The organism is Streptosporangium sp. NPDC051022, from assembly GCF_040683035.1.
Taxonomy (GTDB): Bacteria; Actinomycetota; Actinomycetes; order Streptosporangiales; family Streptosporangiaceae; genus Streptosporangium.
Genome location: NZ_JBFBCF010000002.1, coordinates 296,787 through 322,285, shown reverse-complemented (window position 1 = coordinate 322,285; position 25,499 = coordinate 296,787). Strand labels below are relative to the sequence as shown.

The window sequence follows — 25,499 nt, the reverse complement described above, 5'->3', positions numbered from 1 at the left end:
ACAGGAAACGATGGAGCGGCACGGAAGGTAAGCGCGGATGTCCACGCCCCGAAAATTGACGCTGCTGACGACGATCGTCGGCCCGCTCGTCCTGATCGCGCTGGCGGCGCTCGCGAGCTCCGGAGTCGTCTCGGTCACGGCGGCTCTCGTGCTCGCCGCGATCGCGGCGGTCCTGGCCGCCCAGGCGCTGACGGTCGCGACCGTCCGCAGGGCGGACGGCAAGGCCCAGCGCATCGACAACAGGGTCAAACGGTACGAGGCGGAGATGGCCCGGGTCAGAGCGGCCACGGAACGGCTTGACCGGCGCCTCGACGAGATCGTGACACTGCTCGGAGAGCACGGGAACAGACGCGAGGAGGACCTGCGGGAGGTCCTGGTCTCCCTCGGTGAGATCCGGCTGGCCTCCGTCTCCCCGCGCGGGGAGACGGAGGAAGGGGCCGGTGGGCCACTGCCACAGCCACAGCCACAGCCACCGCCGCGGCCGACGGCGGTCGAGGCCGGGGCCGGGGCCGGGCGAACCTGGTCAGAGGGCAAGGCGTGAGCGCGCCCCGTGCCACCGCGAGACAGGATGCGGGCCGGGCCCTCGTTCCCCGCGCCAGGATCAGGCACAACGACTACGGCTCGCTGACCCCGCCCGATCCGGGCCGGTGGCGGCCCCTGCTCCGGGTGAGCGTGGTGATCCCCGCCCACGACTGCCAGGAGGCCCTCGACCGCACGCTCGCCGGACTGGCCGCGCAGAGCTACCCCGCGGAACTCACCGAGGTGATCGTCGCCGACGACGGCAGCGACCCGCCACTGCGGATCCCCCGGCTCGCGCCGGTCGGCACCCGGATCGTCCGGGTGCCGGAAGGCCGCTGGGGACGGGGCTGGGCGCGCCGGGCCGGCGCGGCGGCGGCGACCGGAGACGTCCTGCACTGGGTGGACTCCGACATGATCCTCGACCGGGAGCACGTCGAGGCGCACATGCGCTGGCACCACCTCGCCCCCTACATCGTGGTCCTCGGCGACGTCGGCTTCACCCCGGAGGCGACCGGCCCGGACCCCGGCGAGATCTTCGCGGCCGTGCGCGCCGGGACCGCGGAAAGGCTGTTCGAGGCGGCGGCCCCGCACGCGTGGCGGGCCGGCGTGCTCGCCGAGACCCGGTGGCTGCGGGACGCGGGGGCCGGGGCCTACCGGCTCCACTCCGGGGCCACCACGTCGGTCCCGCTGGCGCTCCTGCGATCGGCGGGCGGGGTGAACGCCGCGCTGAACATGGGCGAGGACACCGACCTCGGCTACCGCCTCGCGCAGGCGGGCGCGGTCTTCGTCCCCGACCCGCGGGCCCGTGCCTGGCATCTCGGCCCGTCCACGGTGATGCTCAGGGAGAAGGAGGTGCACCGGCACAACTGGTCTGTCCTGCCGGACCTCATCCCCGACCTGCGCTGGCTGCGCACCCACCCGCGCCGGCGGTGGCTGGTGCCGTACGCGCACGTCGTGGTCGACGCGGACGGCGCCTCGTACGAGGACGTCAGGACGACCGTGGACAGCGCGCTCGCGGGCACCCTGGCCGACGTCGCCGTCACCGTCACCGGGCCGTGGTCGGCTCTCCCCGCGGAACGGCACCCCAGCCTCGACGAGCCGATGCTCGACCTGCGTCTGGTGCGCAACCTGTACGCCCACGAACCGCGCGTCTCCTTCGCCGAACGGGCGCCCCGCGACTCGGCCCCCGCGCCCTTCCGCCTCACCTGCCCCGCCGGGTGGGCCCTCGGCGCGGACACCCTGGCTGAGCTGGTCGGGCTGGCCGAGCGTGAGAAGTACGGCCTGCTGAGCGTGGTGCTCGACGAGGGGCCGCACGGCGTCAGGTCCGCCAGGCTCGAACGCACGGCCGCCTTCGCCAGGGCCGCCCTGCTCCGCGATCCCGGCGCCCCCGACGTTCCCGGCGACCTCCGCGATTTCAACGTTCCCGGCATCCCCGGCATCCCCGGCGACCCCCGCGATCCCGGCGGTCGCGACGGGCACGGCGAGCACGAGGTCTTCGGCGTTCCCGGCGTTCCCGGCGTCCCCCGCGTCTCCTGCGTCTCCTGCGTTCCGCACGAGGACGACGACGTGGTGCACGAGCTGTTCGGCTCGCTCTGGGCGGACGGGGACCGGTTCGGCTTCACGGCCGCCCAGGACGCCCAGCCCGTCTCCGGGGACGCCGCCAAGTGGCGGGCGGCCTCGGTGCGCTGGCAGCGCGAGGCGGAACGCCTGCGGGACGAGGTGGACAGGCTGCGCCGCGAGACGGAGCACCTGCGCGCCGAGACCGAACGGCCTCAGGACACGCGGCGGCGCGGCCCGCTGGGAGACATCATCGCGGCGGCCGTACGGCAGAGGAGGGCGGGCTGATGTCGTTCCTGGCCGCTCTGCTGGGCGCCGCCGGAGAGCGCCGCGGCGGACGGCGCCTCCTGGTCTACTGCGCGGGCTTCGAGACGCTCGACGAGCTGGAACCGTACGAGGTGACCGACCTCGACGGCGATCTCGACGGCGCCCCGAGCCCCGAGGAGAGCGCCGCCGAGATCCTGGTGCTCGCCAGGACGCCGACCGACCTGCGCCGGGCCGCGACCCTGCAGTCACTGCTGCCCATGGCCTCGCGGGTCGTGGTCGCCGTCGAGGAGACCCCCCACTGGCACGCCGCCCCGGTGCCCTCCCCCACCCCCGCGCACCGCTGGCGGTCCCTGACCGAGCTGCGCGTCCATCGCCCGGAGCGCGCCGCCTGGGCGGTCGAGGCGACGTTCTCCAAGCCCACGCCCGCGGGCCGTACGGTCGCCGCGACCGCCAGGGCGTTCGCCGGGCACCGGATGGACGCCGTCGCCGCCCCGGTGGCCGGACTCGCGGGACCGGGGGCCGCGCACTGGCGCCCCGGCGACCCCAACGCGGCCCCCGCGAACGTGACGGGACCGCTCCCCGACCGGTTCGGCGCCCGGGGCGGAGACCTGGTCGTCCGCACCACGGGTGAGGATCCGCCGCCCTGGACCGGCGAGGAGACACCGGTCGACCGCCCGGTCACCGAGCTGATGAGCTGGGAGCGGATCGGCCGCCCGGGCGGGGCCGAGATCCTGCGGACCGGTCTCGGGGACCTGTCCGACCCCCGCGCCATCCCGCCGGTCGACGACCGCTCGGTCAACCCGATGGGCTTCGTCACGGTGCCCTCGCTCGGCATGGCCGACCTGTCCGTGAGGTCGGGCCGCTGGACGATCACCTGTGGGGGGCGGACGCTCACCGCCTTCGGCACCCCGGGCTGCGTCACCGACGTGGACGTGAACCGGATCAGGCAGGTCAGAGGGGTGCGCGTGAACTGGCGGCGCGGCCACAGCGGCCCTGTCGCCGCGCTGCGGGTCGTCACCGGGCTGGCCGCGGCCGGGGTGCCGCTGGTCTGCGACGCCGTACCGGGGTGGGCCGGCGCCCTCGGACCCGAGCTGGCCGGGTTGCTCACCTCGACCGGCGAGGCCGGTCTCGCGGACGACCTGGAACGGGAGGAGCACAGCGTCAGGCTCCGCAGGCAGGCGCTGCGCACCCACGGCGTCCGCAGCCGCTGGGAGCAGCTCGGCGCCCCGGCGGCGCCCCCGCGGCCGGTCTCGGTACTGCTGGCCACCCGCCGCCCCGAGATGGCGCGCTTCGCGCTGGGACAGCTGGCCAGGCAGCGCGGCGCCACCTTCGAGGTGATCCTCGCGCTGCACGGCATCCCCGCCGGGCACCCGGACGTCGCGGGCGCGCTCGCCTCCTTCGAAGGCCCGGTGACCGTGTACGAGGCACCCCGGGAGACCGTGTTCGGCACGGTGCTCAACGAGGCGGCGGCCAGGGCGTCCGGGGCGTTCCTGCTGAAGATGGACGACGACGACTGGTACGGGCCCGACTTCGTGTCCGACCTGCTCCTGGCCCACTCCTACTCGGGAGCCGAGGTGGTCGGCACGGTGCCGGAGTTCGTCTACCTCGCGTCGATCGGGGTGACCGTCCACCGGGAGCAGGTCACCGAGCAGATCACCAACTTCATCGCCGGAGGGACCATCTTCACCGAACGCTCGGCCTTCGAGGCGGTGGGCGGCTTCCGCGCGCTGCCGGGCACGATCGACGCCCAGTTCCAGCACGCCGTACAGGCCGCGGGCGGGCAGATCTACCGCACCCACGGACTGGGCTACATCCTGCGGCGCGGCAACGCCGCCGACCACACCTGGCGCGAGCCGATCGGCACGTTCCTGCGGCGCAACAAACGCCAGTGGCGCGGTTTCCGGCCCAGCGCGCTCATGGAGCTTCCCGGACAGGACCTCCCCGGGGCGGCGGGATGAACGCGCCGCGGATCCCCGGCAACGACTACGGGGTGCTCGCCGTCCCCGCTCTCGGCGCGTGGGAGCCGCGCCTGACGGTGAGCCTGGTGGTCCCCGCCCGGGGAGGGCAGGACAAGCTCGACCTGACGCTGGCCGCCCTCTCCGCCCAGACCTATCCTCCGCACCTGCTGGAGGTGGTCGTGGTGGACGACGGGAGCGCGCCCCCGCTGCGGCTTCCCGAGATCGCCCCGGAGCGCACCCGGATCGTCGCCTCCGCCCCCGGCGGCCGGGGCATCGCCTGGGCCCTGGAGGCCGGTACGGCCGCCGCCGACGGCGAGGTGATCCACCGGTTGGACGCCGACATCGTCTCCTACCGGGACCACGTGGAGGCGCACATGCGCTGGCACCACCTGGCCGACTACCTGGTGGTGCTGGGCACGCTGCGCTTCACCGCCCCGGTGGGCACGCCGCCGTCCGCGGCCGAGGTCCGGACCGCCGTCGCCAAGGACGGGGCCGGCGTCCTCTTCGAGGAGGATCCCGAGCACCGGCACGACTGGATCGACGAACTCGTCGCCGCCAACCGCGGCTTCCGCGACGCGCCCGGCCGGCTGCTGCACCACGTCCACGTGGGGGCGACGGTCTCGCTGCCCGCGGCCCTGCTGAGGGCCGTGGGAGGGATGGACACCCGTCTGGCCCTCGGCGAGGACACCGAGCTCGGCTACCGGCTCACCCAGGCGGGCGCGGTGTTCGTCCCCGACGCCGAGGCGCTCTGCTGGCACCTGGGCACCACGGCGGCCATGCGCAGGCCGAAGGAGATCAAGCGGCACAACGACCCGTTCATCGCCGACCGCGTGCCGTACCGGCGCAACCTGCGTTCCGACCCGGGCCGCCAGTGGCTGGTCCCCTACGTCGAGGTGGTGGTGGACGCCGGGGGCGCCTCCTTCGAGGACGTCAAGGCGAGCGTGGACGGGGCACTGGCGAGCACGCTTCCGGACGTGGGCGTCACCCTGACCGGCCCCTGGGAGTCCCTGCCCTCCCCGCCCTCCCCGCCGTCCCCATCGGTTCCGCCGTCCCTGTCAGCCTCGCCGTCCCTGTCAGCCTCGCCCTCCCTGCCCGGACAGCGGGACGCCTTCCCGGACGGCGCTCCCGCCGTACGGCCCGGCACACCGCTGGACGATCCGCTGCTGGACCTGCGGCTCGTCCACGGGCAGTACGCCAACGACGGCCGCGTCCGCTTCGCCGAGCGCGTGCCCCCGACCTCGTTCCCCGCCCCCTTCCGGCTCACCTGTCCCGCCGGCTGGGTGCCCGGAGCGGAGTCCCTGGCCTCGCTGATCGAACTGGCGGACAAGGACGACGAGGGACTGCTGCTCATCGCGCTCGAGGAGACCGCGACCGGTGTCGTCACCGCCCGCCTCGAACGGACCGCCGCCGTCGCGAGGGCGCTGCGCGTCGCCCGCGACGGGGAGTCCCTGGACGACGTGATCGCCGACCTGTACGGCGCGACCTGGCTGGACGCCGAGTCGTGGCGGCTGCGTCCGGCGGCCCGGGCCTACCCCTCCTGGGCGTCCGACCGCAACAGGGAGGCCGTGCGCTGGCGAGCCGAGGCCGAGTCACGCGGGCGAGAGGCCGAACGCGCCCGGCAGCAGGTCGCCGCGCTCAAGGCCGAGTTGAGGGAACTGCGCGCCCAGGCGGCGAAGGGCGAACGCGACTCCGCCCGCTGGAAGGAGAAGGCCGAGCAGCGCCGCCGCGAGGCCGTCGCCCTGCACCGGGCGCGGAACCGCTCCCTCCTCCGCCGTGCCGCCGGCCGCCTGCGCGGCCTCGTCAAAGGCCCGCCCTGACCCGGGCGGACGTCCCTCCGCCCTGCCCGGCCGTCTCCTCGCTGTGAGGCTCCCGTGGAGGTGAAGCCGCCGATCCCTCACACCAGGCCATGGACATGGCGTCGGATTGGCATCACACGCCACTTGCTATGACGTCACCATGGCGTCATAGTGACGTCATGGACCTCTCGCCGTACGTCGACCAACTTCGCCATGAGCTCACGGTCGCCGCCGAGGCGGGCGGCAAGGAAGTCGTCGCCGCCACCAGGCGGCTCACCGCCTCACTGGAGTCCGCCACCCGGCTCGTCCTGCTGGAGGCGCTGTCCGCGGCCGCGGACGAGATCACCTGTGAGCTGGCGCCCGGATCGGTCGAGATACGACTGCGCAGACGCGACCCCGAGTTCGTGGTGACGCCACCGCCTTCGAACCGGCCCTTCGAGGACACTCCGGAGAGCACCGACGGCGGCATCGGAGCCACGCGATCCGGGACGGCCGCGGCGGACGGCGCCGCTCCGCAGGAGGCGGAGGAGGGCGGCACGTCGCGGCTCTCGCTGCGAGTCCCCGAGCACCTCAAGCCCCGCATCGAGGAGGCGGCGGGCCGTGAGGGACTGTCGGTCAACGCCTGGCTGGTGCGCGCCGTCTCCTCCGCGCTCGAACCTCGCGAGCGGAGGAACGACTCCGCCCACCGGACGGACCGGCAGAGCGGACAGCGCTACACCGGCTGGGTGCGGTAGCGGCGCCCGATTCCCACCCACCAGGAAGAGAGCGCCATGCCCACCTTCGACACCCCCGAACCGATCATCGCCGTCATCGACCTCGGGGCGGGCGACATCCGGATCACCGCGAGCGACCGCTCCGACACGGTCGTCGAGATACGGCCGACCGACGGCCTCGACGGCACGGACACGCGGGCGGCCGAACAGGCCCTGGTCGAATGCAGCCGGGGCAGGCTGTTCGTGAAGACCCCCAAGAGCAGGCTCGGTTCGCTGTTCGGGTGGGACGGCTCGGTCAGGGTCACGATCGACCTGCCGACGGGCTCCCGGGTCGACGCCGGCACGACGGGCGACCTCCGTTGCGAGGGACGCCTCGGCCAGACCACGCTGAGGACCGTCTCCGGCGCCATCTGGCTCGACCGGACCGGGGAACTGCGGCTGAACACCGCCGACGGCGACATCACACTCGCCCGGTCGGCCGGGCACACCGAGATCACCACCGCGAACGGCGACATCCGGATCGGCGAGATCGACGGAGCCGCCGTGGTCAAGACCGCCAACGGCGACATCACCGTCGGCGAGATCACCGGCGACCTCCGGCTGAACACGGCGCACGGCGACATCACCGTCGGCCGTGCCCTGGCGAGCGTCGACGCCAGGACCGCCTCCGGGGACATCCGGATCGACGAGGCCGTACGCGGCTCGGTCACCCTCGAAACCTCCTACGGCAAGCTGGAGGTCGGCGTCCGGAAGGGCACCGCCGCGTGGCTGGACGTGAGCACGCCGTACGGCAGGCTGCGCAACTCCCTGGAGGCGGTGGACTCCCCCGGCCCCTCCGACGAGACCCTCGAGGTGCGCGCCCGCACCCATTACGGCGACGTCGTGATCCGTCGCTCCTGACATATCCCCGGGCATGACGAACCCGCGTGACGAAAAGAGGGAAACATGGGCCTCTCCCCGGCCCAGCCGGCGATCTCGGCGATCGGGCTGCGCAAGTCGTTCGGCGACAGAACCGTGCTGGACGGCCTCGACCTGCACGTTCCCGCTGGAACGATCTTCTCGCTGCTCGGCCCCAACGGCTCGGGCAAGACCACGACGGCGCGGATCCTGTCCACCCTGACCTGCGCCGACGCGGGCCGGGTGCGGATCGCCGGTCATGATCTCGCCGTCGGCCCCGGCGCGGCGCGCGCCGTGATCGGCGCCGCCGGCCTGTTCTCCAGGGTGGATGTTCTCCGCACCGGCGAGGAGAACCTGACGCTGACGGCCGCCCTGCACCGTCTGAACCCCGGCGAGGGCAGGCGCCGTGTCGCCGAGCTGCTCGACCGCTTCGACCTGGCCGAGGCGGCCGGCAGCCCGGTGGCGACCTACTCCGGCGGCATGCGGCGCAGGCTCGACCTCGCGATGATCCTGGTCGGCGACCCGCGAGTGATCTTCCTCGACGAACCGACCAGCGGCATGGACGCGCGCGGCCGCCGCGCCATGTGGCGGATCATCCGCGGCCTCGTCGCGGAGAACGTCACGGTCTTCCACACGACGCGGTGCGCGGAGGAGGCGGAGGAACTCGCCGACCGAATCGCGGTCCTCGACCACGGCAGACTGGTCGCCGAGGGGACGGTTGAGGAGCTGAAACGCCTCGCCCCCGACGGCCACGTCCTGCTGCGGTTCACCGGCGCGGAGGAGTTCGAATGGGCCACCCGCGCCTTCGCCGAGGCGCCGCGCGACGACGACGCGTTCACCCTGCGGATCCCGAGCGACTGCAGCGTCGGCTCACTGCGCGTCCTGTTCAACCGGATCGACCACGAACTGCTCGCCGTCGACGAACTGTCGGTTCACACACCCGGCCTCGACGACGTCCTCCTCACCCTCACCAACCACCCCACCAACCGAAAAACCCCCACCCTCTAACCCACCCTCTCCCTCTTACCTCCCCGGCGACGTTCCCTTCCGTCTCCCCGGGCCGGCATTCCATGGCGCCGGTACGGCGAGCGGCGACGCGGTGCGGAACGGCGCCGGTGAGCGGCGCGTGACCCGGAAAGCGTTCGGGACACGTCCCACCGAAAGGTTCACAACCGTCCCGCCGGACAGCCCGGAAGGCGAAGAGAATCGATTACCCAGCGGGCAGGGGCCGGTAGCGGGCGTTCAGCGCGTCCCGCAGGGGTCTGACGACCGTGCCGCGGGTTTCGCGGGCCGCGAGCCAGTCGAGGAACTCGTTCAAGACCTTCGGCGAGACGGAGTAGAGACCACAGTCGTCACAGACTCGATGGAACACCAGGGGCAGCAGCCCGCCACCGCTCTTCTCCGTGTTGAGGACCTGCTGCTTCATCTGGCGCACCAGGGTGTCCTCACGGACGGAACTGGGCGTGCGGACCGCGTAGCGGTCCTTCGGGCGTGGGGTCTCGGCCGCCGGGCACGCGGGACAGCCTCCGTGCCGGAGCCCGCCGACCGTACGGGCCGCGTCATAGCCGCACTCACGCACGACCGCCTTGGCGTCGGCGTCGACGGCGCCGAACGGGTAGGCGAGGGTGGCCGGGCGGTAGCCCCACCTGACCAGGGTCCTGCGATCGTCGCAGATCTGCGTACGCTGCTCGTCGCGGGTCAGTTCGTCGAGACGGACGTGGGTCAGCGTGTGGCCGCCTATCTCGTGCCCCACCCTGGCCAACGCGGCGAGCGCACGGCGGGTCAGCTTGCCCTCACGCCCGACGGATTCGGTGTTGACGTAGAACGTCCCGCGCATGCCTCGGCGCTCCAGCGCGCGTGCCGCGGCCGTATGGGTCGCGTCCCCGTCGTCGAAGGTGAGCGAGACGATCGTCGTGGCCTTCGCCGGGAGACCGGCGGCCCGCGCGGGGACGACCGGTGCCGCCACCGCCAGGGCGACCAGCGTCATCAGCGTTCCCACTCGATGAGCAGCCTTCACGGTGAGCCGTCCTTCCCGGCAACGGACTAGGGCACGCAAGGCACCATATAAGCCCACAATGAACCCGGATGAACTTTCACCGGTGCCCCACCGCTCACCCGCGCCGGACAGGACCGCGCCCCCCCTCACCGCACCGGCGCATCACACGAAACCCCGAACGCGGAACGAGGAGCGTGCGCAGACCAGACGCGGAGCGAGGAGCGGGCGCAGATCAGACGCGGAGCGGTAAGGACGCGCGATGAGGATGGGCGCGGAGAGCGGTAGGGGGCGAGGCGGGAAACGGGCGCGTTGCGACGGCTCGCGGCGCTCCGGGCACAGGGGCGTGCCCGCCGCGTGCCCCCGGTACGGCGGGGGCACGCGGTGACGGCACTACGGAGCGTCCTCGCCCTCGACCCGCATGACGCTCACCACGTCGCGGACGATGTCCATCTCCCGAAGGCTCTCGATGGTGGCCGACAGGGCGGCGTCGGTGGCACGGTGGGTGACCAGGACGAGCTGCGCGTCGTCGCCGTGTCCCTCCTGACGGACGGTCTGGATGGACACGTCCTGCTTGGCGAACATGTCGGCGACCCGGGACAGCACGCCCGGCTTGTCGGCGACGTCCAGGGAGACGTGGTAGCGCGTGACGGTCTCGCCCATCGGGTGCACACTCAGGTCGGCGTAGGTGGACTCCTCGGGGCCCCGCGCTCCGGCCAGCAGGTTGCGGCCGACGGCCACGATGTCGCCGAGCACCGCGCTCGCGGTCGGGGCCCCACCGGCGCCGGCCCCGTAGAACATGAGCTGCCCGGCGGAACGGGCCTCGACGAAGACCGCGTTGTAGGCCTCGCGGACTCCGGCCAGCGGGTGCGTCCTGGGGATCATCGCGGGGTGCACCCGTACTCCGAAGGATTGCCCGTCGTCGGAGCGGGAGCAGATCGCCAGCAGCTTGATGACGTATCCCATCGCCTTGGCGCTGGCCACGTCCGCCGCGGTGATCTCGGTGATGCCCTCGCGGTGCACATCGGCGGCCGTCACCCGGCTGTGGAAGGCGATCCCGGCCAGGATCGCGGCCTTGGCCGCGGCGTCGAAGCCCTCGACGTCGGCCGTCGGGTCGGCTTCGGCGTATCCCAGCGCCTGAGCCTCCTCCAGGGCGTCGGAGAACGACGCTCCCGAGGAGTCCATCTTGTCGAGGATGTAGTTCGTGGTGCCGTTGACGATGCCCATCACCCGGTGCACGTGGTCACCCGTCATGGACTCGCGCAGCGGCCGGATCAGCGGGATCGCGCCCGCGACGGCCGCCTCGAAGTACAGGTCGGCGTTGTTGGCCCTGGCCGCGGCGTGGATGGTCGCGCCGTCCTCGGCGAGCAGCGCCTTGTTCGCCGTGACGATCGACTTTCCGCGGTTCATCGCGGCCAGGATGAGCGACCTGGCGGGCTCGATGCCGCCGATCACCTCGACGACGATGTCCACGTCGTCGCGGGTGACCAGTGTCTCGGCGTCGGTGGTGAGCAGGGAGGGGTCGACGTCGGTGTCCCGCCTGCGGCCGAGGCGCCGCACGGCGACACCGGCGAGCTCCAGCGGCGCGCCGATGCGCGCGGCCAGGTCGTCGGCCTGCTCGTGCATCAGCCGAATCACCTGGGAGCCGACGACACCACACCCGAGGAGAGCGACTTTCAGTGCCATTGGGTCGCGCTCCTCATCTCGTTCGCTGCGCGGGCTTTCTGTCCCGCTCCTGCTGGTTTGCCCGCTCGGCGGGCCACCGCTCCAGATCGTTTCACACTTGCCCTCTCAGCAGGTCGTCCTCGGTCTCGCGGCGGACGATCACTCGGGACTCTCCGGCCCTGACCGCGACGACGGCGGGCTTGGGAAGGTAGTTGTAGTTGTTGGCGAGCGAACGGCAGTACGCCCCGGTGCCCGCGACGGCGATCAGGTCGCCGGTGGCCAGGTCCTGCGGCAGCCACAGGTCGCGGATGACCATGTCGCCGCTCTCGCAGTGCTTGCCGACCAGGCGCGAGAGCATGGGCGCGGCCGCGCTCTCGCGCGAGGCGAGCCGCGCGGTGTACTCGGCGCCGTAGAGCGCGGTGCGGATGTTGTCGCTCATGCCGCCGTCGACGCTGACGTAGGTCCGCAGCCCCTCGACGTCCTTGATCGTGCCGACCTCGTAGAGCGTCACCCCGGCCCGGCCCGCGATGGAGCGGCCCGGCTCGACGGTCAGCCTGGGCACCGGCAGTCCCGCGGACTCGGCGACCTTGGCCACTATCTCCCGCAGGCTGTCGGCGATCTCCTTCACGTCGGGCGCGATGTCGCCTTCGACGTAGGGGATGCCGTACCCGCCGCCGAGGTCGAGCTCGGGCAGGACGACGCCGTGCTCCTCCTTGATCTGCACCAGGAGGGTGGCCAGACGGCGCGCGGCGACCTCGAACCCGGCGGTGTCGGTGATCTGGGAACCGATGTGGGAGTGCAGGCCGACGAGTTCGAGCTGGGGCAGCGCGAGGATGCGCCTGGCCGCCTCGGCGGCGGCCCCGCTGCTCAGGGAGAAACCGAACTTCTGGTCGTCGTGGGCGGTGGCGATGAACTCGTGGGTGTGCGCCTCGACGCCCACGGTCACCCTGATCATGACCTGGGGACGCTTGCCGTGCTTGTCGGCGAGGAAGCCGAGACGGGCGATCTCCTCGAAGGAGTCGGCCACGATGTGACCGACGCCGACCTCGATGGCCTTCTCCAGCTCGGCGAGCGACTTGTTGTTGCCGTGCAGCGTGATCCGCTCGGGCGGGAACCCGACGCTCAGCGCGACGGCCAGCTCACCGGCGCTGCACACGTCGAGGCCGAGGTCCTCCTGCATGAGCCAGCGGGCGACCTCGCGGCACAGGAACGCCTTGCCCGCGTAGTGGACGTCGCCTCCGGCGAACGCCTCGCGGTAGTCACGGCAGCGCGAGCGGAAGTCTTCCTCGTCCACCACGTAGAGCGGGCTGCCGTACTGCTCGACCAGGTCCCTGACGTCGGCGCCGCCGATCGTGATCGAGCCTTCGGCACGGCTCGACGTTCGCGGCCAGATCGTGGGGTCAAGCGTGTTCAGGTCGGCAGGTGCGTGCGGAGGACGGTCCTCGGGCAGCACTTCGGCGTGCCGGTCACCGGCGGGGTGGGCGAATCGACTCACCCTATCGAGGCTATCGGACCCGGTGATCCCCATGGGACGAGTGCCCATTTGCCGAGACACGATCATGTCCGAATACGCGTGTTTTTCGCGTCATCTGCGGATTCAGCCGGATATTTTTACGTTTCCGGACAGCCCCACCGTCAGGAGACCTGCCCGGCGGGGACCTCCCAGGTGTCACACGAGGCCATCGCTCCTCCCTGCTCACCGCGCCCGATCCAGGCGGCACTGTGAACCGGCGAACCGTGCCCGCGCCGGTATGCCCTCTCCCGGTCGTCCACCGCGTCGGCCGCGTCCTCGGCCAGCTGCCGTGTGACCGCCAGCACCCCGGGCGCGGCCGTCCGCAGCGTCACCGCCGCCAGACAGTCGGCCTGCAACTCGAAGCGGCGCGACCACTCCTCACCGCCTTCCATCATCCACTGCGCACCCGCCGTTCCACCGAGCTCCTGGGCATGGTGGGCGTACTCGTGCGCGAGCGTGAACATCATCTGGAGGACGCTCGCCTCGGACAGGATGTTGATCACGCGCAAGTCGGAGCAGTAGATTCCGGACCAGTCGTACTCATCGGTCGTGCAGGCCGCCTCGGCCGGGGTGGCGACCAGCCGGATCTCCGGCTGTTGGTAGGGAACGCCGGCCTTCGCCAACGTGGCGGACCACATGCGGTCCAGGCACAGCGAGAGCGCGTTCAGTGTGCTCTCAGCCTCAAGAGTGCCCGGCAGGGGGTCACAGCGCGCGTCGATCGGGCCGGTCTCCCGATAGAGACGCTGTGTCACCGCCGCCTGCACGCTGGAACCGGACGCGGGCCCACTCGCCCCCTCGAAATGGCCGCCGAAGTAGAACGCCGCAGCGATGAAGGCGAAGGCGAAAAGGTACCCCAGCGTCCGCCTGACCACGCCGAACTGCGGTTCCTCTCTCGTCCGGTCCAGCGGGTTGTCCACCCGCCCTCCTATGACTTGTTTTCCGATCTTCCGGGCTTACCGGATCTATCACAACCTGTCGGGCGCCGTCTCGCCGATCGCCACAAGCGCCTCGGCCAGCACGTCCCGTACGGCCCGCGCCAGCCGTACCCGGGCGGTGTGCAGCGCCGTGGGCTCCTCGTCCCCCTTGGGCAGCGCGGGGGCCCGCTCGAAGGCGTCGTGGTAGGCGAGGGCGAGCTGCTCGGCGTAGGCGGCCCAGCGGGGGTCGCGGCCGCCGCGCCTGCCGTACAGCTCGGCCAGCGCCCTGAGCACCGCCCTGTCCTCGCGCCCGTCGAGCAGCTCCGGCCTGAACTCCCCGCCGACGCCCAGCTCCCCCGCCCAGCGCTGTACGGCGGCCGCCCGCACACAGGCGTATCTCACGACGAACCCCGGGTTGCTCCACGTCCGGGGGAAGTCGGCCCACGGCGACACCGCCCCGGCCCGCGAGACCTCCCGGCCAGGTGATTCCCTCCCTGCTGCCTCGGAGATCTCGGCGGCCTTGGCGGCCCCCGAACTCCCTGCGGCCCCGGAGGAAGCCAACTCGGTCACCAGCTCCCCGGGGACCGCCACCACGATCTCCAGGAACCCGCCGGGCCGTACCCGCACGTCCGCGATCCCCGGCAGCCCACGCAGCCGCGCCGCCATCTCCTCCGGCGCCTCCCCCCGGCGCAGCGCGGCCGGGGAGACGTACAGCGCCTCCCTCTCCCACGTCCCCTGGGGAATGGGTGGCATGCCGAGGACTTCACCGAGCCGACCGGGCGTCATGCCCGGCAGCCTAGATTCCGTCTCACCGATCACCGAACACGGCCCGCGGCCCACGCGTCGAAGAGATCGAGGCTCGCCACCCGACAGAGGAGGAGGCAGGGTTCCTCCGCCTCACGGACACGCAACATGTTCTCGAGGTCGTCCGCATCGCCTACGCGGCGAATAACGTGGCAGCTGAGACTGTCACCAACGTCTTCCCGAGCCAGCAGTGGCGCCTGTCCTACGAGTGGACCGCGTCCTAGGAGGCTTTCCGATGCCGGATCTTCCGCGTCATTCCGTCAGTGTGACGGCAGCGGTGTTCGACGAAGACGGCAGAGTGCTCGCGATCAAGCGCCGGGACGACGGACGCTGGGTTCCTCCGGGAGGGGTCGTCGAACTGGACGAGGCTCTCGAAGACGCCGTGGTGCGAGAGGTGCTGGAGGAGACCGGCGTGCTGGTCAAGCCGAAGATCCTGACCGGCGTCTACAAGAACATGGTGCTGGGGGTCGTGTCACTGGTGTTCCGCTGCCGTGTGATCGGCGGTGACCCGGGCCCCAGCGACGAAGCCGTGGAATCCGCCTGGCTGACGATCGGCGAGGTACGCGACCGGATGCCGGAGGCACGAGGGATCCGAGTGCTCGACGCGCTTCGCACAGACGGCCCGTTCGTACGGGTCCACGACGGTACGAGTCTGATCTAACCCCTTCCTCTCATAGATCTCGGCCGCCGGAGCCTGATGATCACGCTCACAGATCTTCTGCGCTCGGACCGCCCTGGCCCCACGGGTGGGCCGGACCGGCCCACCCGGCGTAGCAAGGCGGTCCTCAGGGCAGGGCGTGGAGTTCCGGGGGGGCGTAGGCGACGAGCTGGGCCGAGCCCAGGAGCCAGCGGTCGCGGTCGCGGAGGCGGACGTAGCCGAAGCGGTCGGCGGAGAAGACCTTGATCCCGTCGGCACGGCACTGCCGCATCAGAACCTGGTCCCAGCCCTCGGAGACGTCGGCGAACCCGATGCCGCGCAGGACGGCGCGGCGGGCCAGCAGGGTGGCTCCCGCGACCTCGGGGAGGTAGGAGTACTCGGCGGACGGCTGGCGCAGCACCGTCGCGGCGACGTCGCGCAGGTGGGCGTAGTAGGCGGCCTTGCCGACGATGTCGGCGGTGGTGAACAGGAAGGCGCGGGCCAGGTCGGTCAGGTAGTGCTCGCCGTACATGTCCTGGGCGTCCATGACGGCCACCAGGTCGCCCTGGCACAGGTCGAGGGCGCGGTTGAGCATGGTGCCGGTGGTGAGCTGGGGGTCGGCGGGACGGACCACGACCTCGACGCCGCTCGGCATCGCGTCGCGGGCCCGCTGGACGGCGTTCTCCGCGTCCGAGAGCAGCACGAGCTGGATGACGCCCTTCTGCGGCGCGACCTGGGCCAGGGTGTGGTCGAGGTCGCCCCGGTCGATCATGATGACCGAGATGTTCAGGGTGGCGCGGGCGCTGGGCAGGCCGACCGCCTCCAGCAGGTCGTCCACCTTCTGGGTCATCGTGCCCGAGGCGTAGGCCTGGCGGAGCGCCATGTGGGCGCGGCGGGCGTCCGCGCCGGTGTCGGGGGTGGTTCCGAGCGGGAGGGGCTCGGCGGGCCGCTCGGACCCGGAGCCGCGCGAGGCCACGATCGGCGTACCGCAGGCGGCCAGCTCGGCCATCCGCCAGGTCTCGGTGCCCGGCGGGCAGTCCACGGCCTTCGGCCACCGGTAGGAGGTGAGCACGTCGGGGTAGGACAGGTGGCCGGGGAGCAGCTCGTCCAGGGTGAGCACCCGGTCGAACCTGTCTCCGGCCAGCGGCAGCGGGTTGTGCACGCGGGGCTGGACGGCGAAGGGCAGCAGTCCCAGCGAGGGGGTGCGGCGGCCCGGCTCCGGCTCCTGGGAGGCCAGGGCCGTCCCCCAGGCGCCGACGGACTTGGGCAGCGCGGTGACGACGTGCTCGAACAGCCCGGCGGCGGAGGCGAAGGCGGCGACCTCTCCCCCGGTGTGCCAGAAGACCGTGCGGATGCCCCGCTCGGTGCACCAGGACAGCAGCGCGTGCAGACCCTCGCCCGGCCGGGCCAGTTCCTCGGCCCACGGCCCCGTGGTGACCGACTCGACCAGCAGCAGGTGCGGGACCTCGGCGGACAGCACCCTGGCGAAGTCCTTGGGTGTGAAGCCGGTCGTCTGCCGCCACTCGTAGCGCAGCAGCGCCTCGGCGTGCGGCTCGGCCACGACGGCCACGGTCAGGTGCGGGCGGGTGTTCGGGCCGGTCGGCACGCGGAAGGGCTTGAGCTTGACCGACGTGCCGCCGACGGTCCTGGTCGACGTGGTGGCCTGGAAGGAGGCCCCGGGAACGGGCTTGCCGGCCGCCTTCTGCGGGACGGGCTGGCGTTTGGGCGCGGCCGGGCGTTTGGCGGGCTTGGCGGCTCCGCGCAGGCCTCGGGCCAGCCGTACCGGGTTGTTCTTGCCCGTCTTGATCGCGTCACCGAGCCGGGACCATCGGGCCACCTGCACCGACGACAGCTTCCACTTGGCCACCTCGGCCTGGTAGCGCTGTTCTGCCAGGTCGCGGCGGAGCTTCTCCTCGGCCGCCTGCGCGGCCTGCAACCGCGTCTCGGTCTCGCTCAGGCGCTCCTGAAGCCCCCGCAGCTCGGCCGCGGCGTCCTCGGTCTCGGCGAGTTTCGCCTGCGCCGCATCGAGCAGCCTGGCCAGTTCGGCGGCCCGCTCCCCGTGGGCCATGGCCTCCCGCAACGCCAGCCGCGTGCTTTCCAATTGCCCGTCCGCCACGCCGTCCTCCGATTCCTGAGCCGGGCAAAGGATACCCTTTGCTCAATCGCGACACAGAGGAGTCAGCACGGTGCAGTGGCCGGCGTTCAATGTGAGACCGTACGTCTGCGGCGGCATCGGCCACCTCGACGAGACCGTCCTTGAGACGTTGCGAGGGGCCGGACCGCGGGTGAGACCCGCGTTGCAGACGCCCGAGGCGGCGCTGTTCAGCTCCTCGCCGCTGGCGCCCTACCGGCGCGACGACCGGACCTGGGCGTTCGCCTGGGGTGAGCGCAGGCCGGTCGGGGCCGGGTCGTGGATCACCGTGGCGGAGGAGTTCGAGGCGCCCGGCCTGATCGACGACGGCGCCCGGATCGTCCTGCACGCGGGCGGGCTCGGGCTGGTCGACGTCTACTACCTGTTCCGGGACGGGGCGGTCTACTTCTCCTCCCTGCTGGAACCGCTGCTGTCGCTGGCGCGCACGCCGTACGAGATCAACTGGGACGCGTGGGCCTCGATCATCCAGCTGACCTTCCCGCTCCGCGACGACACCCCCTACGCCCAGATCAAACGGCTGGCGGGGGCGAGCGCGCTGGTCTTCGGACGGTCGACGGGGCGGATCTCGACCGAGCGGATGCTGCCCAGGTGGCTGCGCGAGGAGCCCTTCGAGGCGGGGCGCACGGCCGGGGAGATCCTGGAGATCCTGCAGGAGGTCTACAAGGAGTTCGACGGGCGTCCCCTGCTGGTGCCCGTCAGCGGCGGCTACGACTCGCGGCTGCTGTGCTCGGTCGCGGTGACCAGGGGCGCCGACGTGGAGTCGTGGACCACCAGCCCGGACGACGGCACCGACACCGACATCCCCTTCGCCCAGGCGATCACCCGCGAGCTGGGCGTGCCGCACCGTGTGATCGGCCAGGACCCCGCCGCCTACCCCGACGACGCGCTGGCCGTCGCGCGGCGCCTGGAGTTCCTCACCCCGCACCACGCCTGGTACACCCCCTTCGCCCGCGAGGTGCACAGGGCGGGCCGCACCCTGGTCGACGGGCTCGCCGGAGGCCCGCTGCTGAAGAACTTCATGGTCAGCGGGGCCGCCCTGGAGGCCTCGACGCAGGCCGAGCGCAAGGCGGCGCTGCTCGGCTCGCTGACGCTGGGCGCCCCGTCGGTGCCGTTCCTGTCCGAGGAGGCCGCGGACTGGATCACCTCCTCGGTCTGCGCGGCGTTCGCCCAGTCGACCTCGACGCTGAACGGTCACCGGGCCGAGCTGCCGCTCTCGGTCCTGCACACCCGGACGGTCAGGGGCATCGCCCGCTCGCCGGTCAACCTGGTCGGCCCGGAGGTGTCGTTCGCGGCGCCGTTCATGCATCCGGCCTTCTTCGACGCCGCGCTCTCGGTCGGCGTGGCGCGTAAGGCCCAGGGCCGGTTCTACCGGGAGCTGCTGCAGGCGGCCAACCCGCGCGTCGCCGCGCTGCCCTCGACCAACGTGGTCAAGCAGCCGCTGCGGCGCGTTCCGCTGCGCTCGGCCGCCGCGCCCGCCAGGGAGTACGGTCACCGGATGCTCACCCGGGTCGCGGCCTCGGTTCCCTCCCTGCTGTCGGAGCCGCTGCATGCCGTGGTCGCCGAGGGGCCGGACGCCCTGGCGCGGTTCAACGGGTGGAACGACCGGTTCTGGGTGCGGAGCCTGGTGCTGTTCGGGGCCTGGCTGGGCGACTACGAGTCCCGGCTGCCCGAGCTCACCCCGCCCTGGGCCTGATCCGGAAGGCGCCCCGGGCCGGCCTCGTAACGCGGTCCGGCCCTGTCTCGGACCGCGGTCCACCCCTGTCTCGGAATGTGGTCCGGCCCTGTTTCCGAACGCGGTCCGGGCCTGTCTCGGACCGCGCCTCGGGCCGGTCACGGAGCGTGCCCGTCCCGGTGCCCGTCGCGGCGGAACCGGCGGGTTCGGCTCTCACCCGACCCCGGTCCGATGCCCGTTCCGGCCCCCGGCTAGGCTCTCCGAAAGGAGATCTTCTCGGAGATGCTTTTACCGGACTTTACGCTTTAAAGGTAAAACTTTCTGCTTTCCACTACCTGACATCCCAAAGGGATCGTCCCATGATGGCATGATCGGTAGTATGGGGTCGTCTCCGCCACGGGACGCGTGACGATCCGGAACTCAACGGCACCGCCCGGTGACGGTCGGGGCCTCATTCCCCGAAAAAACCCGCGTACACCGGCACACGATCGCTCACGGAACGCCACGGAATCCGCGACGCGTAGGGCGAGGTCACCGCGGCGAGAGGCGCCCACCCTCCGGAAAAGAACATAAAGTAACGGGACGATTACGAGCGGACGGCGCGATGATCGCGGGGATTCCGCGTCGTCCAGGGGTGGGACCCGGTTTGAGGGGGCTTCGGCGTACTCACACGGCTGGTAGTGTTCGGCCCAGAAAGCGCCACAACGGATGGCACCGAATCACAAATTCGGTCCGGCCGAGGGCATGGAGCTCGTGGGGATGACGGCTCCCGCCAGCGCAGTCATCACAAATCATGTGCCGGACAATCCGGTGACTTCGTCCTGCCCTTTCTCACTGTGAGCGAGAACACGATGAACGCATCCCCCTGCCCGGAATCCGTGCCCGAGGACTTCGTCTCGGCGGATCCGCAGTGGTACAAGCGCGCTGTCTTCTACGAGGTGCTGGTCCGCGGCTTCGCCGACTCCAACGCCGACGGCACCGGGGACCTGCGCGGCCTGATCGACAAACTGGACTATGTCCAGTGGCTTGGCGTGGACTGCCTGTGGTTGCTGCCGCTGTACGAGTCGCCGCTGCGTGACGGCGGCTACGACATCTCGGACTACATGAAGATCCTGCCGGACTTCGGCGATCTCGGTGACTTCGTCCAGCTCATCGAATCGGCGCACCAGCGAGGGCTGCGCATCATCACCGACCTGGTGATGAACCACACCAGCGACAAACACCCCTGGTTCCAGGCCTCGCGTCACGACCCCGACGGCCCCTACGGCGACTTCTACGTCTGGGCCGACGAGCCGACCGGCTACCCCGACGTCCCGATCATCTTCATCGGCGCCGAGGAGTCCAACTGGACCTACGACCCGGTCCGCAAGCAGTACTACTGGCACCGTTTCTTCCACCACCAGCCCGACCTGAACTACGACAACCCCGCGGTCCAGGAGGCCATGGTGGAGGTCCTGCGGTTCTGGCTGGACCTGGGCATCGACGGCTTCCGCCTGGACGCCGTGCCGTACCTCTTCGAGCGCGAGGGCACCGACTGCTCGGGGCTGCCGGAGACGCACGCCTACCTGAAGCGGATCCGCGCCGAGGTCGACCGCCTCTACCCCGACCGGGTGCTGCTGGCCGAGGCGAACGGCTGGCCGGAGGACGTGGTCGAGTACTTCGGCGACCCCTCGGTCGGCGGCGACGAGTGCCACATGGCCTTCCACTTCCCGCTGATGCCGCGCATCTTCATGGCCGTACGGCGCGGCAGCCGCGAGCCGATCTCCGAGATCATGTCCCGGACGCCGAAGCTCCCCGACACCGCGCAGTGGGGCATCTTCCTCCGCAACCACGACGAGCTGACCCTTGAGACGGTCACCGACGAGGAACGCGACTACATGCACGCCGAGTACGCCAAGGATCCGCGCATGCGGGCCTACCTGGGCATCCGGCGCCGCCTCGCCCCGCTGCTGGAGAACCACCGGGACCAGATCGAGCTGTTCACCGCGCTGCTGCTGTCGCTGCCGGGTTCACCGGTCATGTACTACGGCGACGAGATCGGCATGGGCGACAACATCTGGCTCGAGGACCGCGACTCGGTCCGCACCCCGATGCAGTGGAGCCCGGACCGAAACGCCGGTTTCTCCCAGGCCGACCCGGGCCGGCTCTACCTCCCCGTCGTCATGGACCCGATCTACGGCTACCAGGCGGTCAACGTGGAGGCGCAGCAGAAGAACCCCGCGTCGCTGCTCCACTTCACCAAGAGGATGCTGGAGATCCGCCGCAACCACCCGGTCTTCGGCACCGGCATCTACAACGAGCTGTGGTCCAGCAACCCCGCCGTGCTGTCCTTCATCCGCGAGGACGGGGACGACCTGATGCTGTGCGTCAACAACCTGTCGAAGTATCCGCAGCCCGTCGAGCTGGACCTGCGGCGCTTCATGGGCATGACGCCGGTCGAGGCCAGGGGCGGCGTGCCCTTCCCGCTCGTCGGGGAGCTGCCGTACCTGCTGACCCTGCCCGGTCACGGTTTCTACTGGTTCTCCCTGCAGAGCTGAATCCGCGGGGGGCGCGGCCCACGCCCGCCCTCCGCGCGGACGGCGCGGCCGCTACGGATCCTCCGAGGCCCGCACCGTCAACGCGTCGAAGTCGTCGATGTACCACTCGCACCCTGCCAGGCCGGGCCCGAACGTGGTGGTGACGCCGATGACGTGCATCCCCGCCGCCCGGCCCGCCTCCACCCCCGCGGGCGCGTCCTCGACCACCACGCAGGCGGCGGGATCGACCCCCAGGTGGTCGGCGGCGCTGAGATATCCCTCCGGATCCGGCTTGCCCCGCCGGATCTCGTCGGCGGTGACCAGGACGGGCGGGACCGGCAGACCGGCGAGCCCGAGCCGGATCTCCGCCAGGCGCCGCCAGGCCGAGGTCACCACCGCCCAGTGCCGGGGGGCGAGTCCGCCCAGCAGCCGGGCCGCGCCCCGCACCGCCACGACGCCGTCCCGGCACTCCTCCTCCGCCCGGGCCAGGAGGGCGAGCTCCTCGTCCGTCTGCAGGTGCGGGGCCACCATCCGGATCGTGTCGTGGTTCTGCCGCCCGTGGGAGAGCCGCAGCAGCTCGTCGCAGTCCAGGCGGTGCCTGACGCACCAGTCGCGCCACGTCCGCTCGACGCACTCCCTGGAGTCCACCAGCGTGCCGTCCATGTCGAACAGCAGCGCCTCGCAGGTGAACGTCCGGCGGGGGTGATCCCGCACGCTGACCGTGAGCATCCCGTCCTCCTTACGGACTTACGGACTTACGGAACCGTCCTGACGCGCGGGCGGCGGCACGCGCCGGCGCGATGACCGCATCCCCGCATCCCCCTGTATCCCCCCGCATACCCCCGCCGCGCCCGCCGCACGCCCCGGCACCCGCGCCGCGGGCGGTGGTCAGCGGGCGGTGACGCGGATCCGGGCGCGGGCGGCCCTGCGGGCCGGGATCAGCGCGACCAGCAGTGCCGCGCTGACCGCGACCAGCACCGCGGCGGCCAGGGTGAGCAGGGACGGCGCGCGCCCGATGCCCGCGCCCATGCCGCTGGCGCGGCCCTGCAGATCGATCAGGCCCGCCGCCAGCAGGCCCCCGGCCAGCGCGCCCCCGACCACCCCCAGCGCGGCGGGCAGGCCGGTGCCGGTGACCAGGGTGAGCGCGACCTGGCGGGGGGTGAGCCCCATCGCCTTGAGCACCGTCAGGTCGACGGCGTGGTCGCGCAGGCTCAGCGCGCTCGCGGTCAGCAGGTTGGCCAGCCCGATCAGCGCCAGCACCGCGACCAGCGCGACGATGATCACCCGGATGACCTTCAGCCGGTCGGCCGGGTTGACCGCGCGTTCCACCTCCAGTCCCCCGGCGGAGGCCGCCAGCAGCCGTTCGCGCACCGCCGCCGGATCCGTCCCCGGCTTGAGCACCAGGCTGTAGAACTCGGAGGGCACCGCGTCCCTGGCGGGCAGGCTGTCCATCCCGGCCGACAGCACCTCGCCGTCCTGCTCGGGCTCGACCACCCGGCCGACGATGCGCAGGATCAGCGGCGTGCCGCCGACCGTGACCCGCACCCGGTCGCCGATCTTGACGTGGAGCAGGCTGAGCAGGCCCTGCCCGGCCACCGCCTCGCCCGGCCCGGCGAACATCCGCCCCTCGACCACCGGGAACGGGTAGGGGTCGGCCGAGGTGCCCAGCCCGCGGGTCAGCACGGTCCGGGTCTGCTCGGGGACCAGGGAGTCCACGGCCGCGCCGGGATAGGCCTTGGCGACGCCGGGATCGGACAGCGCCAGGCGCTGCGCCTCGGCCGTGGTCAGCCTGCCGGGCCGTACGATCAGCGCCGCGGCCTGCCCCACCTGCTCGGGATGGCGCAGGAACCCGTCGAGCGTGGCCCAGCAGCCCAGCCCGATGGTGATCATCATCATCGGCACGGCGACGCCGAACACGGTCAGCAGCGCGGCCCCCCTGCGGGTGAAGGCGTCCCTGGCGCCCAGGACGAGCGCGGGCGGCAGCCGTACCAGCAGGGCGAGCCTGGCCGTCCGCGACAGACGGCCGCGGAGCGGGGCCGCGGGGGCCGCCGGGATCGGCGGGGTACGGCCGCCGCGCCAGGCGGGCAGGCCGACGGCGACCAGGACCACCGTCGCGGTCCCCGCGGTGATCGCCAGCAGCGGGCCCACGGAGAGCCAGGGCACCGAATGGTCGCCGAACGCGACGGCGCCCGTGAGGCGGGCGCCGAGCAGGCCCGCCCCGACGCCCAGCAGCCCGAGCGCGCCGTGCTCGGCGAGCAGCGCGCCCGCGACCTGCCCCCGGGTGAAGCCCATCGACTTGAGCGTGGCGAGGTCGCGCAGCTGGGTCAGCACCCTGCCGCCCGCGACGTTGGCGACGGCCAGCGCCGCGGCGACGAGGCCGACGGCGCCGAACAGCGCCAGCAGCACGCCGAGCAGCCGGTTGTCCAACTCCATCGCCGCGTGCACCTCGCGCCAGGTGGACACCCGCTGCACCTGGCCGCCCAGGGAGGTCATCGCCCGCTGGGCGACCAGGCCGGTGGCGTCGGTGTCGGCCAGGCGCAGCCCGGTGACGAACTCGCTGCGGCCGACTGCGGGCTCGACCTCCGCGAGCGTCTCGGGCCGCGCCCAGGCCAGGCCGGGCGTCCACGCGGGGTAGAAGCCCTGCTCGGCGGTGTCGGCGACGCCGACGACGCGCAGCGCGTGCTGGGCGCCGTTCAACCCGACGGCCGGGAACGGGCTGCCGGGGCGCAGGCCGAACGTCCTGGCGAACGAGGTCTCGACGACGACGCCGGACGGGTCGCCGGGGTCCAGCCAGCGCCCCTCGCTGACCAGCGGGTGGGAGACGGCGGGCGGGCGCGGGGGCAGCGCGCGCAGCTCGACCTGGGCCTTCCTGCCGTCGCGCACGAAGGTGACCGGCGCGGTGCGGTACGGCCCCGCCACCCGTTCGACCCCGTCCAGCCCGGACAGGGCGGCCGGGTCGGGGGCGCTCCTGGTGTGGATCCACACGTGGGCGCCCACGGTCCTGGCGAACAGGCCCCGCCACGGGTTGGTGCCGTCCTCCAGCAGCGTCACCGCGGTGATCAGCGCGGTGACGATCCCGGCCAGCGCGAGCACGGTGAGCAGCGCCTGGCCCCGGCGGGCCCGCAGGTCCGCCCTGATCCACCGGGCCGCCGCCCGGACGGTGCTCATCCGCGCAGTTCGATGACGTCGCCGACCCTGCCCGCCGGGCCGCGGCGCGGGGCGGGGACCACGCCGTCGTCGACGATCTCACCGTCCAGCAGGGAGACCACCCGGTCGGCGAGACCGGCGACCCGGGCGTCGTGGGTGACCAGGACGATCGTCTGCCCGTCGCGGTGCACCTCGCCGAGCAGGCGCAGCACGTCGCGGGTGTTGCGGCTGTCGAGGTTGCCGGTCGGCTCGTCGGCCAGCAGCAGGCTGGGGCGGTTGGCCAGCGCGCGGGCGAGCGCCACCCGCTGCTGCTCGCCGCCCGAGAGCTGGGCGGGCGGCGCGTCCGCCCGCTCGGTCATGCCGAGCGCGCCGAGGAGGTACTCCCTGCGCTCGCGTGCCGTACGGGGGGACATCCCGGCCAGCAGGGCGGGCAGCTCGACGTTGTCGGCCACGGTCATGGTCGCGACGAGGTTGAAGAACTGGAAGACGAAGCCGACCTTCCTGCGGCGCAGGAGCGCCCACGCGCTCTCCGAGAGCGTGTCGGCCCGCTTGCCGTCCAGCCAGATCTCGCCGCTGGTGCGGCTGTCGAGCCCGCCGAGCATGTGCAGCAGGGTCGACTTGCCGGAACCGGACGGGCCCATCACCGCGACGAACTCCCCGGGATCGACGCGCAGGTCGACCCCGCGCACCGCGTGCACCGGCACCGTGCCGTTCTGGTAGACCTTGTTGAGGTTGATGGTCTTCACCGTGGCGGGGGAACCACTCACGCGGCCTCCTTC

Annotated in this window: 20 protein-coding genes; 11 read left to right on the top strand and 9 right to left on the bottom strand. The window is 72.2% G+C overall.

Features of this window, described 5'->3' with window-relative positions:
- The first annotated feature begins 37 nt into the window (after positions 1 to 37).
- From AB0N02_RS05445 to AB0N02_RS05415, 7 genes are all read left to right on the top strand, one after another.
- Entirely contained in the window at positions 38 to 541 is a 504-nt protein-coding gene (locus AB0N02_RS05445; protein ID WP_363943013.1) for a hypothetical protein, read from the top strand.
- On the top strand, positions 538 to 2,364 hold the full coding sequence (locus AB0N02_RS05440) for a glycosyltransferase family 2 protein (RefSeq protein WP_363943011.1): 1,827 nt from the start codon (positions 538 to 540) through the stop codon (positions 2,362 to 2,364). The genes AB0N02_RS05445 and AB0N02_RS05440 overlap by 4 nt, the downstream gene beginning before the upstream one ends.
- Positions 2,364 to 4,301, top strand: a complete 1,938-nt coding sequence (locus AB0N02_RS05435) for a glycosyltransferase (RefSeq protein ID WP_363943009.1) — start codon at positions 2,364 to 2,366, stop codon at positions 4,299 to 4,301. The genes AB0N02_RS05440 and AB0N02_RS05435 overlap by 1 nt, the downstream gene beginning before the upstream one ends.
- On the top strand, positions 4,298 to 6,118 hold the full coding sequence (locus AB0N02_RS05430; protein ID WP_363943007.1) for a glycosyltransferase: 1,821 nt from the start codon (positions 4,298 to 4,300) through the stop codon (positions 6,116 to 6,118). Before AB0N02_RS05435 ends, AB0N02_RS05430 begins: the two co-directional genes overlap by 4 nt.
- A 158-nt stretch (positions 6,119 to 6,276) precedes the next feature.
- Complete coding sequence (locus AB0N02_RS05425) at positions 6,277 to 6,831, top strand: hypothetical protein (protein ID WP_363943005.1); 555 nt, start codon at positions 6,277 to 6,279, stop codon at positions 6,829 to 6,831.
- 36 nt (positions 6,832 to 6,867) lie between these two features.
- On the top strand, positions 6,868 to 7,710 hold the full coding sequence (locus AB0N02_RS05420; RefSeq protein WP_363943004.1) for a DUF4097 family beta strand repeat-containing protein: 843 nt from the start codon (positions 6,868 to 6,870) through the stop codon (positions 7,708 to 7,710).
- A 45-nt stretch (positions 7,711 to 7,755) separates the two neighbouring features.
- Complete coding sequence (locus tag AB0N02_RS05415; protein ID WP_363943002.1) at positions 7,756 to 8,715, top strand: ATP-binding cassette domain-containing protein; 960 nt, start codon at positions 7,756 to 7,758, stop codon at positions 8,713 to 8,715.
- A gap of 202 nt (positions 8,716 to 8,917) precedes the next feature.
- On the opposite strand, the gene AB0N02_RS05410 is transcribed toward AB0N02_RS05415, so the two are convergent.
- The 5 genes from AB0N02_RS05410 to AB0N02_RS05390 all read right to left on the bottom strand — a co-directional run bounded on the left by AB0N02_RS05410 (position 8,918) and on the right by AB0N02_RS05390 (position 14,578).
- Positions 8,918 to 9,694: a polysaccharide deacetylase family protein gene (locus AB0N02_RS05410; protein ID WP_363943001.1), complete on the bottom strand. Its 777-nt coding sequence runs from the start codon at positions 9,692 to 9,694 to the stop codon at positions 8,918 to 8,920.
- A gap of 399 nt (positions 9,695 to 10,093) precedes the next feature.
- A complete protein-coding gene (locus tag AB0N02_RS05405; RefSeq protein WP_363942999.1) occupies positions 10,094 to 11,386 on the bottom strand; it encodes a homoserine dehydrogenase in 1,293 nt (430 codons plus the stop codon).
- Positions 11,387 to 11,477: 91 nt separating this feature from the next.
- Positions 11,478 to 12,860 (bottom strand): diaminopimelate decarboxylase, encoded by a 1,383-nt coding sequence (lysA, locus tag AB0N02_RS05400; RefSeq protein ID WP_363942997.1) that lies wholly within the window; start codon positions 12,858 to 12,860, stop codon positions 11,478 to 11,480.
- 140 nt (positions 12,861 to 13,000) lie between these two features.
- Positions 13,001 to 13,795 (bottom strand): neutral zinc metallopeptidase, encoded by a 795-nt coding sequence (locus AB0N02_RS05395; protein ID WP_363942996.1) that lies wholly within the window; start codon positions 13,793 to 13,795, stop codon positions 13,001 to 13,003.
- A gap of 48 nt (positions 13,796 to 13,843) precedes the next feature.
- Positions 13,844 to 14,578 carry a DALR anticodon-binding domain-containing protein gene (locus tag AB0N02_RS05390; protein ID WP_363942994.1) on the bottom strand — a complete coding sequence of 245 codons (735 nt, stop codon included), beginning with the start codon at positions 14,576 to 14,578 and terminating at the stop codon, positions 13,844 to 13,846.
- 14 nt (positions 14,579 to 14,592) lie between these two features.
- Between AB0N02_RS05390 and AB0N02_RS05385 the strand changes: the two genes are divergently transcribed.
- Both AB0N02_RS05385 and AB0N02_RS05380 read left to right on the top strand, forming a co-directional pair.
- Positions 14,593 to 14,820, top strand: a complete 228-nt coding sequence (locus AB0N02_RS05385) for a UTRA domain-containing protein (RefSeq protein ID WP_363943430.1) — start codon at positions 14,593 to 14,595, stop codon at positions 14,818 to 14,820.
- Between the two features lie 11 nt (positions 14,821 to 14,831).
- Positions 14,832 to 15,257 (top strand): NUDIX domain-containing protein, encoded by a 426-nt coding sequence (locus AB0N02_RS05380; protein WP_363942992.1) that lies wholly within the window; start codon positions 14,832 to 14,834, stop codon positions 15,255 to 15,257.
- A gap of 124 nt (positions 15,258 to 15,381) precedes the next feature.
- On the opposite strand, the gene AB0N02_RS05375 is transcribed toward AB0N02_RS05380, so the two are convergent.
- Complete coding sequence (locus tag AB0N02_RS05375) at positions 15,382 to 17,334, bottom strand: hypothetical protein (RefSeq protein WP_363942990.1); 1,953 nt, start codon at positions 17,332 to 17,334, stop codon at positions 15,382 to 15,384.
- An 85-nt stretch (positions 17,335 to 17,419) separates the two neighbouring features.
- Between AB0N02_RS05375 and AB0N02_RS05370 the strand changes: the two genes are divergently transcribed.
- Positions 17,420 to 19,078: an asparagine synthetase B family protein gene (locus AB0N02_RS05370; RefSeq protein ID WP_363942988.1), complete on the top strand. Its 1,659-nt coding sequence runs from the start codon at positions 17,420 to 17,422 to the stop codon at positions 19,076 to 19,078.
- An 830-nt stretch (positions 19,079 to 19,908) separates the two neighbouring features.
- A complete protein-coding gene (gene treS, locus AB0N02_RS05365) occupies positions 19,909 to 21,594 on the top strand; it encodes a maltose alpha-D-glucosyltransferase (RefSeq protein WP_363942987.1) in 1,686 nt (561 codons plus the stop codon).
- A gap of 51 nt (positions 21,595 to 21,645) precedes the next feature.
- On the opposite strand, the gene AB0N02_RS05360 is transcribed toward treS, so the two are convergent.
- The 3 genes from AB0N02_RS05360 to AB0N02_RS05350 form a co-directional block, all read right to left on the bottom strand.
- The gene (locus AB0N02_RS05360; protein WP_363942985.1) at positions 21,646 to 22,302 is read right to left on the bottom strand and encodes an HAD-IA family hydrolase; all 657 of its coding nucleotides are present in this window, start codon (positions 22,300 to 22,302) and stop codon (positions 21,646 to 21,648) included.
- Positions 22,303 to 22,461: 159 nt separating this feature from the next.
- Positions 22,462 to 24,741, bottom strand: coding sequence for an FtsX-like permease family protein (locus AB0N02_RS05355; protein ID WP_363942983.1), 2,280 nt, complete (start codon positions 24,739 to 24,741; stop codon positions 22,462 to 22,464).
- A complete protein-coding gene (locus AB0N02_RS05350) occupies positions 24,738 to 25,487 on the bottom strand; it encodes an ABC transporter ATP-binding protein (protein ID WP_363942981.1) in 750 nt (249 codons plus the stop codon). The genes AB0N02_RS05355 and AB0N02_RS05350 overlap by 4 nt, the downstream gene beginning before the upstream one ends.
- Positions 25,488 to 25,499 lie beyond the last annotated feature (12 nt).

Coding starts and splice junctions, on each gene's coding strand:
- AB0N02_RS05445 (WP_363943013.1), top strand. CDS start 38: ATGTCCACGCCCCGAAAATTGACGCTGCTGACGACGATCGTCGGCCCG.
- AB0N02_RS05405 (WP_363942999.1), bottom strand. CDS start 11,386: ATGGCACTGAAAGTCGCTCTCCTCGGGTGTGGTGTCGTCGGCTCCCAG.
- AB0N02_RS05380 (WP_363942992.1), top strand. CDS start 14,832: ATGCCGGATCTTCCGCGTCATTCCGTCAGTGTGACGGCAGCGGTGTTC.
- treS (WP_363942987.1), top strand. CDS start 19,909: ATGAACGCATCCCCCTGCCCGGAATCCGTGCCCGAGGACTTCGTCTCG.
- AB0N02_RS05435 (WP_363943009.1), top strand. CDS start 2,364: ATGTCGTTCCTGGCCGCTCTGCTGGGCGCCGCCGGAGAGCGCCGCGGC.
- AB0N02_RS05355 (WP_363942983.1), bottom strand. CDS start 24,741: ATGAGCACCGTCCGGGCGGCGGCCCGGTGGATCAGGGCGGACCTGCGG.
- AB0N02_RS05390 (WP_363942994.1), bottom strand. CDS start 14,578: ATGACGCCCGGTCGGCTCGGTGAAGTCCTCGGCATGCCACCCATTCCC.
- AB0N02_RS05410 (WP_363943001.1), bottom strand. CDS start 9,694: ATGACGCTGGTCGCCCTGGCGGTGGCGGCACCGGTCGTCCCCGCGCGG.
- AB0N02_RS05425 (WP_363943005.1), top strand. CDS start 6,277: ATGGACCTCTCGCCGTACGTCGACCAACTTCGCCATGAGCTCACGGTC.
- AB0N02_RS05415 (WP_363943002.1), top strand. CDS start 7,756: ATGGGCCTCTCCCCGGCCCAGCCGGCGATCTCGGCGATCGGGCTGCGC.
- AB0N02_RS05360 (WP_363942985.1), bottom strand. CDS start 22,302: ATGCTCACGGTCAGCGTGCGGGATCACCCCCGCCGGACGTTCACCTGC.
- AB0N02_RS05420 (WP_363943004.1), top strand. CDS start 6,868: ATGCCCACCTTCGACACCCCCGAACCGATCATCGCCGTCATCGACCTC.
- AB0N02_RS05430 (WP_363943007.1), top strand. CDS start 4,298: ATGAACGCGCCGCGGATCCCCGGCAACGACTACGGGGTGCTCGCCGTC.